This is a genomic window from Alkalinema pantanalense CENA528, assembly GCF_050753345.1.
Taxonomy (GTDB): domain Bacteria; phylum Cyanobacteriota; class Cyanobacteriia; order Leptolyngbyales; family Leptolyngbyaceae; genus Alkalinema; species Alkalinema pantanalense.
In genome coordinates, this window is sequence record NZ_JBLZFX010000073.1 from 16,311 (window position 1) to 30,638 (window position 14,328).

The following is a 14,328-nucleotide window of genomic DNA, read 5'->3' on the forward strand; positions in this document are numbered from 1 at the left end:
ACTTAACCCTCGCTTTGAGAGTTGACAGCGGGAGATTTGACCTGAAGTTCGCCATGGACTTCTCCGGCAATTTTGCCCCGAAAAACAATGTAGTTATAGATGTTGTAGAACAACACAATGGGAATTAGGAAACCAATAAAAGTCAACATAAAGACCAATGAGCTAGGAGATGCAGCCGCTTGGTAAATGGTGACACTAGGTGGAATGATATTTGGGAAAATGACAAAACCCAAACCGATAAACGACACGGCAAAGAGAAGAAACGTCCAGACCAACGGTGCATTTTCCTGCCGTTTTTGAAGACTGCGAAAGAGCATCCCCACCAGCACCAGTCCTAGGAGGGGAATGGTACTGAAAATGTAAATGGAAGGGGCGGTAAAAAGCTGCTGACGGGCTTGTTCAGACACGATCGGGGTGCTAACGGTAATGAAAATTGCGCCTGCCAATGTGGTTGCGGTTGCAATTTTGGCGGTTCTGTAGTGGGTGTCTTGCAATTCCCCGGTGGTTTTCAAAATCAGATAGGTCGAACCAATTAACACGTACCCTTGAATAAGGGTGAGTGCAACAATCACCGATCTCCAAGTCAACCAATCCCAAATACCGCCTGCAAAGTGGCCCGCTGCATCGACCGTAATCCCTTCAAAGACACTTCCCAGCGCAAATCCTTGTCCGAGCGCCGCCAAAAAGCTACCCGTACCAAAGGTGATATTCCAGAGGAGTTTGCGATCGGAATTTTCTCGAAATTCAAAGGAGACGGCTCGGAGAATCAAGCCGACTACCATAATCACTGCTGGTAGATATAGGGCGTTGAGAATGGTCGCATAGGCTAGGGGAAACGCTCCAAATAACGATCCGCCCATCAAGACTAACCATGTTTCATTGGCATCCCAAACATTCCCTAGACTAGTCATGAGAATGCCCCGGCGTTCTTCACTAGATGCCGTCAGGGACAGAATTCCAACGCCTAAGTCAAATCCATCTAACAATACATAAAGAAATAGAAATAATCCCAGGATAAAAAACCAAACCTGTGGCAAAAAGTGTTGTAACGGTTGTAAAGGTTCCATAGTTCATTCTGTGGTCAAGCCATGATGGGTCTCGGAGATGCAGATTGGGCCGAGGATCGGGAAGAGGATACGATCGACAGAAATTTCATCAAAATTGCGATCCTCTTCTCGATCGTTGCTTCCAAGGTTGTACTGCTTTAACGATCGCTGAGTCATACCAAATCAATTTGTGATTGCAACCCATAGCGATCCCCCAAATCTCTGCGCTGCCGCGCCGCTGCCCTAGAAAACTAGGGGACTTTGAAAGAATTGAATTGAAGTTCCCCCTTATCAAGGAGGGCTCGGGGGGAGCGGATTTGTCCCATGGGTCAATGAATTTATCAGCGATCGCTGTTTCTAGCGATCGTGGGTTGTAGCTACTGCTGCGCTTCGGCAGGTCGTTGATCCGGCTCATGGATGGCAGGTTCAATATTCAACGAAGGCTGAGTCGTTTCACCGGGGGCCGGAAGCTGTAAATTGGGACCTCGCTGGATAATGCGGCTGGCAAAGTAGAGCGCCGCAACAAAGAGCACACTATATAGACTAGTTAATCCGGTCAGAGAAAATAACACTTCCCCCGCAGGCAGGTGGGATGCGGATTCTGCGGTGCGTAACTGGCCATACACTGTCCAAGGTTGGCGACCCACACAGCGGACAATCCAGCCCGTTTCCACAGCCAAATAGCCCAGCGGTGCAGCAAAGACCCAAGCTCGCATTAACCATTTTTGCTGGGCGATCGTGGTTTCCGTTAGCTTGCCTCGCAGCCATTGCACCGTGCTAATTCCCATCAGCCCTGCTAGGAACAGCCCAATGGCAACCATGATGCGGAAAGAGTAATAAATTAGACCCACCATGTGGGGACGATTCTCAGGTTGCCATTCCTTCAAGCCTTTGATAGGTTCTGGCAATGCAGGTTTAAGTTCCAGCAAGTAACTGAGGGCTCCAGGCACTTTCAATTCCCAGTCATTTCGCTGCGCTCGATCGTTGGGTAATGCCAGAACACTCCAGGCAGCGGGCTGTCCGGCGGGTACCGTTTCCCACTGGGCTTCCATCGCTGCCAACTTAGTGGGTTGGTGATGGTAAACCTGTTCCGCACTTAAGTGACCAATGAAAATTTGTAGGGGGGTTACAGCAATGGCAATGGCTAAAACAACTTTGAGCGATCGAGCGAAAAATTCCGTATACCGTTGTTTGAGAATATACCAAGCGCTAATCCCTCCAATCACAAACAACGAAGTTTCCAATGTGGCAAAGAACATGTGGAGAAAACTGTTCACCATGAAGGGATTGGCGATCGCTTGAAAGTAATCCTGCACCACAAATTTACCATTGACAAACTGACCACCCGCTGGAGTTTGCAGCCAAGAGTTAGCCGATAAAATCCAGAAAGTTGAAAGGTTCGCCCCAAAGGCTACCAAAATCGTAGCAATCCAATGGAGAATTGGCGGAACCCGATCCCAGCCAAACAGCATGATCCCCAGGAAACTGGCTTCCAGCATGAAAGCCATCGTTCCTTCAAATCCTAAAACCGTTCCAAAAAAATCGCCAACCGCTTCAGAAAAAGGTGCCCAGTTAAGGCCAAATTGAAATGCCATGGGAAGACCCGAGGCAACCCCAATGCCAAAATTTAAAACATACAGTTTTGACCAAAATCGTGCATGGCGATAATAGGTCAGATCATGGGTCTTAAGCCATAATCCCTCTAAAATCACCAAATAAATGGCCATTCCAGTGGTTAAGACAGGCCATAGCATATGAAAAATGGCGGTTACCGCAAATTGTATCCGCGACAACACAAGCGTATCTGTCAAAAAAGTTGCCATGGTGATAATGAGTGATCAGCAATGAACTAGGAGCGTGAAACTTAGCCTATCTTGTTCGTAACAATCCTAGCGTAATGAAATCAAACGATCTATTGTCGAACTTGATCAAACTATAGATTTTCTTTAGGATTGTTACAGAATAGGAAAAAGTGGTTCTGCGCAAAAGCTCATGATAGGCCCATGAGTTTGTGATAGACACATAAGTTGGCGGTGGGCCCATGAGTTTGTGGTGAAACTACTGCGGCTTAATCATTCCAAGGGATTTGCAAAGAAATAATATCCCCTCTTCATTCCCCTACCCTCCTACCCTTTTACGCTCCTACCCCTACCCACAATTGGGGTTTTATTTATGCGCTGTTCCCCAAGCCGATATATCCCCAACTCCACGACTAGTGGGTCACCTTCAAACGGACGAAGAAAATGAATGAAACAGTTTTGTAAAGGATGAACTCCTTCACTAACCTCTTGATAGACCCCTGCGATCTCAGACCACTTCGATCGCTGTCTACTTAGCCCAAAGAATCAAACCCAGATCGTAGGGACTACCCAGATTTTCATGGTAGGGCAGAATTCGCAGGGAGAATCCCTGTAGGCCACTGGTATGGTAAGTAATTTGTCCACTAAAAAGACTATTCCCCTGATCGTCCTTACCTTCAAATTCCATGGCCACGGGTTGACCGTTCACAATCTCCCCTTGATCATTGAGCGAACCTTGGTAAATTTCGACCTGCACATCGTGGGAAGTAAAGCCATTGAGTCGCAATTTCGCTTTGACCGCGATCGCTTGATCGACCTGAATATCGGTGCTTTCAGAAACTTCGATATCTTCAATACGGATGTTGTACCAATGGCTTTGCAGCTTGTTTTGCCATTCTGCTAATTCTTTCGCAGGCTTGAATTCCTGCGCAGTGAGATTTTGGGAGCGATCGCTGGCGGGGAAATAGGCTTGGGTCGCGTAATCGGCTACCATTCTTGTCGTGTTAAACCGGGGCACATTGAGGCGAATGGTATCCTTCATTTTGGCGATCCATTTCCGGGGCAGATCGTCTTCATCCCGATCGTAGAACAGCGGTACCACTTCCTGCTCCAAGAGGTTATATAAGGCATTCGCCTCCACGTCGTCTTGATAACTTTCGTCGTCGTAGTCTTCCCCTTGACCGATCGACCAGCCGGTTTGGATCTGATCCGCTTCATCCCACCAACCATCGGGGATGCTCAGATTCGGCAAGCCGTTCATGGCAGCTTTCATGCCACTGGTTCCGGATGCCTCGTGGGGGCGACGCGGCGTATTCAACCAGACATCACAGCCCGCCACCATCAGCCGTGCAACGTGAATATCGTAGTCTGGAATGAATACAACATGGGTATGCATGCCTTCGGTGCGGGCAAAGTGAATCACATCCCGAATCAGTTCTTTGCCAGGAATATCCTTGGGATGGGCTTTCCCCGCAATTACAAATTGCACATTTCGTTTATGGTTATGACTATGGTTATGGTTATGGAGTGGGTGATGGGGTTTGCCTAGGATAATTTGACGAATTCGATCGAGATCCCGGAGGAACAATGTCGCTCGCTTATAGGTGGCAAAGCGTCGGGCAAATCCGATCGTCAATGCTGTGGGATCTAACACTTCCTCCGCTTGGAGCAACTCATGGCTAGAGGCCGAGCGATCGCGGAGCATTCTCGCCAATCTCGCCCGAACAAAGAGAATTAAATCCAATCGACAACGCTCATGGGTACGCCACAGTTCCTCATCGGGAATTGAGTTAACCTTCGCCCACAGCGACCTGTGAGCCGCAGCATCCGCCCATTGGGGGCCGAGGTAACGGCTGTATAGCTCTTGCATCATCTTCGCGGCACAACTGCGACCATGCACTCCATTGGTAATGGCCGTAATTGGTACTTCATCTACGGGTAAATCCGGCCAGAGTTCCTGAAACATTTGACGAGATACTTGGCCATGGAGTTGACTGACACCATTGACAAAACTCGCCATCTTAATTGCCAGCACTGCCATACTGAAGGGCTCGGTAAAATCCCCCGTTTTCACCCGTCCCAGGGACAGAAATTCTTCCCGCGATAGTCCAAACACCTGGGCATAGCGATCGCCCAGCGCATGCATCACTTTATCCGGCGCAAAGAGATCAATTCCGGCGGGAACCGGGGTATGGGTCGTAAAGACTTGACTCGCTTTTGCCACGGCCCACGCTTCCGAAAAGGAGAGCCCTGAGTCCTGCACCATCACCCGCATCCGTTCCAGTGCTAGGAACGCAGAATGCCCTTCATTCATATGATAGACCGTGGGCTGGTAACCTAGGGCTTGCAGCATTTTCACGCCCCCTACCCCCAGCATGACTTCCTGATCAATCCGCATGTCCACATCACCGCCATAGAGTTCATCGGTGATGTCGTGATCGTAGGAATTGTTCGGTTCAATATTAGTATCCAGTAAATACAACGGCACCGTGCCGACTTGCACCCGCCACACCCGCGCGTAGACCACTCTACCGGGATACTCTACTTCGATGCGTAATTCCCGATCGTCCCCATCCCGTTCTAAATGAAGGGGCATGTTGTAGAAGTCATTAATGGGATAGCGCTCCTGCTGCCAGCCATCGGCATTAAGATATTGGGCAAAATACCCTTCTTGATAGAGTAATCCTACGCCTACGAGGGGTAGACCTAGATCACTGGCCGATTTCAGGTGATCACCCGCTAAAATTCCTAAACCACCTGAATAAATTGGCAAACAATCCGTCAAACCAAATTCAGCGGAAAAATAGGCATAGCATTCCGGAGCCGATCGATGATTATCTTCGACGGACTGTCTATGGTTGATAATGGCAGGCAAGGTCTGAGATCGATGCTTGCGATACCAGGTTCGTTCTGTAAGGTAAGCTTCCAGTTGCAGGGATGCCCGTTCCATTTGCGCTAAAAATCCTTCATCATCGGCAACGTCCTGTAACCGTTCCTGGCTCACGGTACCGAGCATGAGTACTGGATTGTGGCGGCTAGACTCCCACAGATCTGCATCGAGGCGGCGGAACAGATCCCTGGTTTCCAAATTCCAATCCCAGTATAGGTTATAGGCCAGGGTGCGGAGGGGTTCTAGCTTAGCGGGGAGGGAAGGGGAAACGTTAAAGGTTCGAATCGGACGCATAAAATCACCTCGATTGCAGATTACTCCCATTGTGAAGGGGATTTTTGCGTTTCTGAGATAAGCTTAACAGTGTTTTTGAAATGGATTTAGAAATGTAAATCTCTCAGAGAAATACCCTTGTACAATGGCAATCCCATAGCAGAATTTACGCAATAAAACTAAATAGACCCAAATGGATCTGAATAAATCTGAAAAACGTACTGAGTAAACAGATGATACAGTCCATTTATGGCAAAAAGTAAATGACAAAACGTTTAGGATTTAATGAAAGTCAGGATGAAATCGCATAACCTATTGTTAACCTGGGATAAATCTGAATATCAGATGAAACCGTAAAGTGAATATTAGATGAATCTCGGAAGGAGTGAGATTTGATGGAATTGGCGACTACGCTGACCGGGCAAACGGTGCAAAATCGGGTACGCGAAATTGGAATTAATGCCGACCATTGGTATGCGGTGGCTTGGGCGAAGGAATTGCCACCCCACAAAATTCTTCCCATCATGCTGTGGCATCAGGAAATCGCGCTCTATCGGGACAGCCAAGGCATTGTGCAGGCGGTTGAAGATATCTGTCCCCACAAGGGTGTGGCTCTGCATAAGGGAAAAGTGCAGGGAGATGCGATCGTATGTCCCTACCATGGTTGGGAATTTGAAGCGGGACAATGTACCAAGATTCCTTATTTTCCGCCGGAACAAAAATTACCCCGTGCCTGTGTCAAAACCTTTCCCGTTCGTGAGCGTTACGGCATTATTTTTGTGTTTCCCGGCGATCCAGCACTGGCTGAACAGGTGCCGATGCTTGACATTCCCCAGTATGGCGATCCGGATTGGTTAATGGTGTCGATCGGCGCGGAATTTCAAGCCCATTACACGATTTGTAACGAAAACACCATGGATGTGTTCCACGGTTATTTGCATGAGAATTTGCAGGGCTGGTTTGATCCGGTGTTGCTGAAGTTGCAGGAAACCCAGGACACCGTGCGGGCGGACTATCGCGTCTCCTATGAAGGGCCGATGACTAAGTTTTTGGGGCTGAATGAAACGTCGAAAACAACCACCCGCATAATCTCGGTCAATTACCAATATCCCAATTACATCAATTCCCTGGAGGGTACTTCCTTCCTGTACCTGATGCGGCTACCCGTTTCCCCCCAGAAAAGTCGATCGTTTGCCCTCATGTTCATTAAAGTTCGCATTCCCCGCTGGTTGACGGAATCGTTGCGGCCTGTTTTGGAACCTGTGATTCGCAATCTATTTTTCATGCGATTTTTGCGGCAGGATATTGAAATGATCGAGAGTGAGTATGCCCATTACATCAGCGATCGCCAGCGGCGTTATGTGGAAGTCAATCCCGCCATTATTGCAGTGCAACGGTTGATGGTGAGGCAGTATGAGCAGTACCTCAATGCCCACTCCCCCAACCGAAATTAGCTTTGGAGAATTCGCCTTGCAGGCTTCGGGAAGTGCTGGTTCATGGATGGTGTGAGGAGGATCGGAGGGGCAAATGGGGCAGAATGGGGGCAAATTTGTGATCCAAACCTCGATCACTGGATAGAATAGAGAGCCATCGAGGTTCACTAGATTTCGGCTCACCTATTTCGGCTCACCTGTTTGCCCTGCGTTGACCTGCCTTTTCACCGGTTCCTTAACCTACCATGTCTCGACTGTCCTGCACGATCGAAGCCATCCTCTATCTCAAGGCGCAACCGCTCTCCCTCAACGAGATTGCGGAATGCGCGGGCTGCGAGCGGGAGACAGCAGAGGAAGGGCTGCTGGAATTGATGGCAGATTTTGCCCACCGGGAAACGGCACTGGAGGTGGCAGAAACCCCGGATGGCTATTGCTTGCAACTCCGCAGCGACTATCAAACCTTGGTACAGTCTATTATTCCAGCAGATATTGGCGTGGGGGCGTTGCGAACCTTGGCCGTGATTGCCATGAAGGGGCCGATCGTCCAAACGGAATTGATTAATCTGCGGGGTTCCAGTGCCTACCAGCAGGTACAGGAATTAGTCGAGCAGGGGTTTGTGCGGAAGCGTCGGCGATCGGATGGGCGATCGTACTGGCTGCAAGTTACGGACAAATTTCACCAGTATTTCCAACTGGATCAGCTTCAGGGCAATTTCGATCGCTTAGCCAACGCCGCAGGAAGTCCCGGAAAGAATGCCACGGCCTCGAAGGCAGGGGGCAAAGCGACATCAGCCAAAGGAGAGAATGCGGCAGACGAAGAGAATGCAGTCCATGGGGCCGCAGCCATTGAAGAAAGGGTGGGCGAAGAGATGGCTGGGGAAGGGCTGGCTAGCGAGAATATGGCCGATGGGAATATGGTCTACGAAAACGCCGATGGTAACGCAGTTGAGAATGTAGGCGAAAATATAGCGATCGCGGTGGACACAGATGTTCCTGCCAGGTTATCCGACGAAGCCCTAGCCGCGATCGAATGGACGGATGATTAGGGTAGATACGTAACGATAGACTGGAGTTTAGACTAATTTAAAAAATGCGCTAGGGGAGCAGCGCATAAATAAAATCCCAATTGGGTAGGGGTAGGAGCGTAAAAGGGTAGGGGAATGAAGAGGGGATATTATTTCTTTGCAAATCCCTTATCAATTGCAAGACCCCTTTTGTCTTAAATTCTGCGGTGAATGACCAACGAGTTCTTAACCTCCACAGCGATCGTATACATCATGGTCAAGAGACAAGGGGCTTTGACTAGGTATTGCTCTCCTAGACGGAAGTTTCTGCATTGTCCTTAACTTTCTGTCCAATTTTTGGTTCCGTTCCCGCTAGCAATCGTTGAATGTTCGATCGATGTCGCCAAATGACATAAATTCCTCCCGCGATCGCTAACAAGCAATAGGCAATCGGCTGCTGCAAGACAACCATTAAAACCATTGCAGCAACCGTTGCCGCGATCGAGCTAATGGAAACGATTCTGGTCAGAGTGATTGAAATCAGAAACACCCCAAAGGCACTCAATCCCACGATCGGGCTCATCGCCAACAGCACCCCCAAGCTGGTCGCAACGGATTTTCCACCTGTGAATCCCAACCAAATGGATTTGCTATGACCTAAAATTGCAAACAAGCCTGCACCCACGACCACCCAAGGAGCCGCAAGGGCCAATTTCAGGCATTGCATTTGTGGCTCGGGGAACGTGGCAGTTACCCCTTGACCTGCATTAAAAGCGCTGGTCGCTTCATTAATGGCTTGCCAGCTTGCATCATCCAGTTGACAACTCGTCTTGGCAAACCAGGCATACAGCCCGTAGACCGCACAAACCGCTAAAACGCCCTTCAAAATATCGATCGCCAAGACCGTAGCCCCCGCTTTTTTCCCCAGGGTGCGTAAAACATTGGTCGCCCCCGTTGATCCCGATCCCACTTGACGGATATCAATGCCCTTCAGCCATTTGCCAAATAAATATCCCGTCGGAATCGCACCCAACAAGTAAGCAACCACCAAGGTTAAGGCAACCAACAACCAAGCAGTCATGGTAATTCACCAAGTCAGAACAGCGTTATTCATCCAGTTACAAGGGATGGCCCTGGGCTGCGTGACACAGCCTGAGGCATCCATGGTGAGATAAATTGTCTCACCTTCGGGCCAATTTGTTTGGGATTTCCCAGGGACGATTTGCGGGGGAGGGCAGTGCAGGCCCACGCTGTAAGGCGGGCGCGGTTACCATGCCTCCAGGTTAAACTTGAGGAATAACCGCACTGCCCTGTCCTAGGAGATCCAAGCCATGGTTGTCACCATTAATCTCCGTCCCACGCTTGAATTGACGGACGACCAATTTGAGCAAATTTGTCACGATAACCGTGACCTAAAGTTTGAACGCACTGCCCGGGGAGGACTGGTCATTATGTCGTTGACGGGCGGGGAAACAGGACGACGTAATATTAAACTCTCTACACGGTTAGAAAATTGGAGCGATCGTGCTCAATTAGGGGTGGCTTTTGATTCATCCACCGGATTTCGGTTGCCCAATGGTGCGATTCGATCGCCGGATGCTGCCTGGATCAGTCAATCTCGCTGGGACGCGCTGACGCCGGAACAACGCCAAAAATGGGTTCCCCTCTGCCCCGATTTTGTTGTGGAGTTAAAGTCACCCTCCGATGAAATTGAGGACTTGCGGCTCAAGATGCAGGAATATTTAGACAGTGGCTGCCAACTGGGTTGGTTGATTGATCCAGATACGCAAACCGTAGAAATCTATCGCGCCAACCAACCGATCGAAGTTCTCAGCCGGCCTACAGAACTATCAGCGACGGAACTGATGCCAGAATTTGTATTAAATCTGGCGGGAATTTTAACGCTGTAGTGACGCGATCGGTTTAGTAAAAATAAGCTTGCTGAACCACTTGCTTTTGAGGATCGCCTGCAAACGCTAGCCACAGCGGAAACTGGAGCAAAGCCAGGTTCACCGATTCCTCCGTTTCGTCGATGATAATTAGCGGCATCTTCTGATCTTTCTGGAGCCGATCGGCCCGCGAGATTAACGGTTCCGGTGCTTCAAACAAGGTCACGCCTCGATCGGCCCCGAAGTCATCCCGCCGCAGCCCTAAGCAATCCTGTAACCCGCGTCGCCACTCTCCTAAGCGTTCTGGGCTATTGGCTAAGACCAACGGACGCAGCTTGTCTCCGTATAAGTTATACAAAATTGAAATGACCGCTGAGGCCACCAAAATATTTTGTAACCGAGATCCTAGACTGCGAATGGATCCCCGACCACCTTGGGTAAAGAACCAATCATTCACCCGTTCTGTATGGATGGATTCAAAGGTGCGTCGCAGTTTCCAGGTCGGGCCGTAGTAATCTGGCTCGTTGCGAAAAAGCGCAATGACCCGCTTAATTTTCTCCGTTTGTCTTTCGTACAACGGTTCAGAAAATTGGGGATCTTCTAACACTTCAGGTGCTGTGGCGATGGCCAAAGGTCGGTCGGAGCCCATCGGAGCCGAGGGCACTATCTCCGGTTCCGGTCGGCCTATCTCCAACTTTTGGGCCGCAGCCACTAAATCCTCTAGGCTTCCGACCAGGTAATCCTTAAAGCTCTGTACCCGAATGGCAACTTCTTGGGATGACCCAGCAAAGGTACTCCGCATTTCTTCCCGAATCCGTTCCTGTCGCCGTTCCAATTGTTCGATCGAGAGGTGGAGCTTGTGTTTACGCCGTTCCAGATCACCCAAGGTATCCTGGACAAATTTCGCCAGGTAATCCTGAGATTCGGCAATTTCCGTTTGCAGGCGATCGCGCTTGGCTTCTAAATCCCCAAGGTTTGCTTTCAGCGCCTGGACGGCTGCTTTCAATCGCACTTGCTCCTGGGCCAAACCTTGGACAACGGGTTCCAAAACATCCGGCTCGGATTGCTCAGACTGCAACGTTTCAAAACCAGATGGCTCAAGCTGAAATGGTTCAGAGCTAGATTGCTCAAGTCCAGACTGCTCAGCATTACTGGAATTAGACATCGTTTCAGAGGATGCTGAACCAACCTCTGCCGCAGGATTGGGTTTAGACGGATTGAATGGCTGAAGTTCGTCGGAAGGAAGGTCAGAAGGCATAGCGTCGGAAGGCATACAACCGGAATTTTATAGTAGAACAATTTTAATAAATTTGCGGAACGGAACTCTGGGTGAAGCTAAGGAGTGCTTTTGGGACAACGCTGCTCTAGACAGACTCGCAATTGTTGTGGGTTAAATAAAATGGGAAGAAAGTGGATACTGTTGACTTCCTTGAAATAGAACAAAATCGGGATCGGTGACCAAAAAATTTCCCAGTTTTGCCACTCACTGTAGGGGAATCGACGAATGCGAGTTTCTCCGCGATAGACATCTAGATCCGTAGGCGTAAAAGTCAGGCGTAGGCTGGCCGTTTGAATTAACAGAAAGAGGCCAAAGGCGAAGATCGGTAGGCCGACCCAAATTTGGACAAACAGCCCTGCAAATCCAGCTAGGAGTAACACGATCGGAATTTTGTAGCTGGGGGCAAGTTCTACGGTTTCGGTGGGTTGGGGGGTTGAAGTTGCAGAGGTCACAGCGATCGCCTTGTTCAGTTCCATAGCAAGTTTAGCTAATCCTTATCCTAACTGCTCTATCACCCTGCTCTATCACCTGAGATCCTGAATTACGCAGGAGTTTTTTTGTTCAATGGGTTAGGATCCGCTGATAATCGGATGATAGTCGGACAGAAATGCTGGGAGGGGGGCGTAAAGAATCTTGTCATTCAAAATAGCTTGGCTCACTGACTAATTTGCGGATTCTGTCCTGCATTGATGAATAACCTCGATCGGGAGCAACAGGGTTGCTTCAATCTGGTGTCTAGTTTCTTCACTGACTGCGCCTGTAATTTTCAGCAATTGGACAAGAAACTGATTAGCACGATCGTATTGCTGGAGGCGTTCTTGCTGTTGTCGATTAAATTGCCAAGCATGACCGATGTTGCGATACTCAATCATCATCCAACGTAATTGTTCTATCCAAATTTGGCCGTAGGTTTGCCACCAAATTAAAAATGTATCGACTCCTCCCTGATCGGCGGCAAGAATAGCTGCTTTGTGATGTTCTAAGTAACAGGTGAGTTCAGGGGCAAGGGTTCGGGTGCAATCGAGGGCACAGTCCAAAGCGCGGATCAGGTCGATCGCCAGCGTACAATCCAAGGCACAATCTAAGGCAAGGGCTGGGGCATGAACCAGTGCCAAGGTGCAATCGAGGGCACGGGCGAGAGCACGGGCTAAAGCCAGGGCACGATCGAGGTCAAAATCGAGGGCACGGGCGAGAACGCGGACGAGGGCAAAGTCTAAATCCAGATTGAAGTCGAAATCCAAATCCAACGTGACATCGATCGCTAAAGCGGCATCTAGGGTACGAGCACGGGCCAGATCGCAGCTAGGAGCGCTAGTCAGAGCCAGGGATAAGCCTAGATAAAACATTCGCACCGCAGCCGGTTTGTAGGAGGCTGCAAGGGTATTTGTTTTCTGATTGACCCAATCGAGAAAGGTTTGGAGTTGACTATCCTGAGCCACCATTTGATCAATGGCTTGTTTAATAACATTGATCAAGGAATCGGCCTGTTTCTGGGAGCGCACAATTTGATCGATAGTCTGTTGCCAGGGTTGACTGGTGATTTTTTCAGCCAGTTGAGTGAGGGGCAATGACAACAGCCATTGTGTAATGAAATATTCTTGAAAGGTGAGATGAGAAAAGAACCATTGATGATTGGCCTGCTCAGTCAAAAGTCCCGGTTGGGCTGCGATCGTATGCAAGACCGCTAATCCATCACGATAGTGATTCAACTGAAGGGTTTGGGCAATATGATTGACAATTTCTGACTGATTAAATAGGACAAAATTAGGGGTATTCTCAATTTTTTGAACCGCGATTTCCATCAAGATTTGCCTGCGATCGTGAACGGTGAGCTTCTGGCAAATCTGAGGCTGGGAAAACTTCGAGCCTAAGCTAGATGAATCTTGAGGTTGCCGATGCCAATTGCCAAGCAGTAACTCGATCGCCTGTTCATAGAATTGGGAAGCCTTGTGGGGGAGCTCTCCAGTATTTTCAAAAATCCAACAGGCAAGGTTGAGCAGAAGTGGGGTAGGCGTTAGGTTCTGGTTAGCCAGAGTATGGACAACCAGTTTTAAAAAGTATTGCCACTGATGATCAATTTGATCTTGAGAAACAATTGCTGTTTTTAACCAAACTTTGACAAATTTTTCAACTTGTCTATCGTTTAAATCTGCAATTTTAACGCTTGTGAATAAGTGATTTTTTAAAAGACCGATCGAAGGAGTTCGACAACTGAGAATTACATGGTTTTTTCGATAAACTGGATGTTGCAATAACCAACAGATTTGATCTTGTACCTTTTTACGAAATGCAATGGGCACCTCATCCAAACCATCTAGTAAAATCAGAAGTTTTCCCTGGGTCAGCAGAGAATTAAGTTGATTTCTGGCCTGAATACATTCTTGAGAATTCGGGGTTGGGGCACATAAATCCATCGCCACCAGGAGAAAATATAGAAAATGCCAATTGGACTGATCCACTTGACGGAGATCAATCCAAACTGGAATTAAATCGGATTTAAATTTTCCGTTACAGCATGCCGTGGCAAGTTGTTGGAGGAGTATTGTCTTGCCTGATCCCGGTTTTCCAAGAATGAGGAGATGGGACTGGTCATTGGCTACTGCAAAACTAGTGGAGTGTCAGGATTAATTTTGTGAGTTTGAGCGAGAATGGATTTAGGATCTGATTGGTTCTGAAATCCACTCTTGTAGGAATATCGTATGGGCAAAGTGTACA

General features: G+C 48.7%; 10 protein-coding genes. 3 read left to right on the forward strand and 7 right to left on the reverse strand.

Annotation, left to right across the window (positions count from 1 at the left end):
- Positions 1–2 precede the first annotated feature (2 nt).
- The 3 genes from cydB to glgP all read right to left on the reverse strand — a co-directional run bounded on the left by cydB (position 3) and on the right by glgP (position 6,029).
- Positions 3–1,067, reverse strand: a complete 1,065-nt coding sequence (cydB, locus tag ACN4EG_RS19680; RefSeq protein WP_431631887.1) for a cytochrome d ubiquinol oxidase subunit II — start codon at positions 1,065–1,067, stop codon at positions 3–5.
- 356 nt (positions 1,068–1,423) lie between these two features.
- Positions 1,424–2,869 (reverse strand): cytochrome ubiquinol oxidase subunit I, encoded by a 1,446-nt coding sequence (locus ACN4EG_RS19685; protein WP_431631888.1) that lies wholly within the window; start codon positions 2,867–2,869, stop codon positions 1,424–1,426.
- A 505-nt stretch (positions 2,870–3,374) separates the two neighbouring features.
- On the reverse strand, positions 3,375–6,029 hold the full coding sequence (glgP, locus tag ACN4EG_RS19690) for an alpha-glucan family phosphorylase (protein WP_431631889.1): 2,655 nt from the start codon (positions 6,027–6,029) through the stop codon (positions 3,375–3,377).
- Positions 6,030–6,403: 374 nt separating this feature from the next.
- On the opposite strand from glgP, the gene ACN4EG_RS19695 reads away from it, so the two are divergent.
- Both ACN4EG_RS19695 and scpB read left to right on the forward strand, forming a co-directional pair.
- Positions 6,404–7,462 carry an aromatic ring-hydroxylating dioxygenase subunit alpha gene (locus ACN4EG_RS19695; RefSeq protein WP_431631890.1) on the forward strand — a complete coding sequence of 353 codons (1,059 nt, stop codon included), beginning with the start codon at positions 6,404–6,406 and terminating at the stop codon, positions 7,460–7,462.
- Between the two features lie 224 nt (positions 7,463–7,686).
- Positions 7,687–8,487, forward strand: coding sequence for an SMC-Scp complex subunit ScpB (gene scpB, locus ACN4EG_RS19700; RefSeq protein WP_431631891.1), 801 nt, complete (start codon positions 7,687–7,689; stop codon positions 8,485–8,487).
- A gap of 271 nt (positions 8,488–8,758) precedes the next feature.
- On the opposite strand, the gene plsY is transcribed toward scpB, so the two are convergent.
- A complete protein-coding gene (gene plsY, locus ACN4EG_RS19705) occupies positions 8,759–9,526 on the reverse strand; it encodes a glycerol-3-phosphate 1-O-acyltransferase PlsY (protein WP_431631892.1) in 768 nt (255 codons plus the stop codon).
- Between the two features lie 250 nt (positions 9,527–9,776).
- Between plsY and ACN4EG_RS19710 the strand changes: the two genes are divergently transcribed.
- Complete coding sequence (locus tag ACN4EG_RS19710; protein ID WP_431631893.1) at positions 9,777–10,355, forward strand: Uma2 family endonuclease; 579 nt, start codon at positions 9,777–9,779, stop codon at positions 10,353–10,355.
- 13 nt (positions 10,356–10,368) lie between these two features.
- Here the strand turns inward: ACN4EG_RS19710 and ACN4EG_RS19715 are convergent, their stop codons facing one another.
- The 3 genes from ACN4EG_RS19715 to ACN4EG_RS19725 all read right to left on the reverse strand — a co-directional run bounded on the left by ACN4EG_RS19715 (position 10,369) and on the right by ACN4EG_RS19725 (position 14,186).
- Positions 10,369–11,592: a DUF3086 domain-containing protein gene (locus ACN4EG_RS19715; protein ID WP_431631894.1), complete on the reverse strand. Its 1,224-nt coding sequence runs from the start codon at positions 11,590–11,592 to the stop codon at positions 10,369–10,371.
- A gap of 77 nt (positions 11,593–11,669) precedes the next feature.
- On the reverse strand, positions 11,670–12,089 hold the full coding sequence (locus ACN4EG_RS19720) for a DUF3119 family protein (protein ID WP_431631895.1): 420 nt from the start codon (positions 12,087–12,089) through the stop codon (positions 11,670–11,672).
- A 186-nt stretch (positions 12,090–12,275) separates the two neighbouring features.
- Positions 12,276–14,186, reverse strand: a complete 1,911-nt coding sequence (locus ACN4EG_RS19725; protein ID WP_431631897.1) for an NACHT domain-containing protein — start codon at positions 14,184–14,186, stop codon at positions 12,276–12,278.
- Positions 14,187–14,328 lie beyond the last annotated feature (142 nt).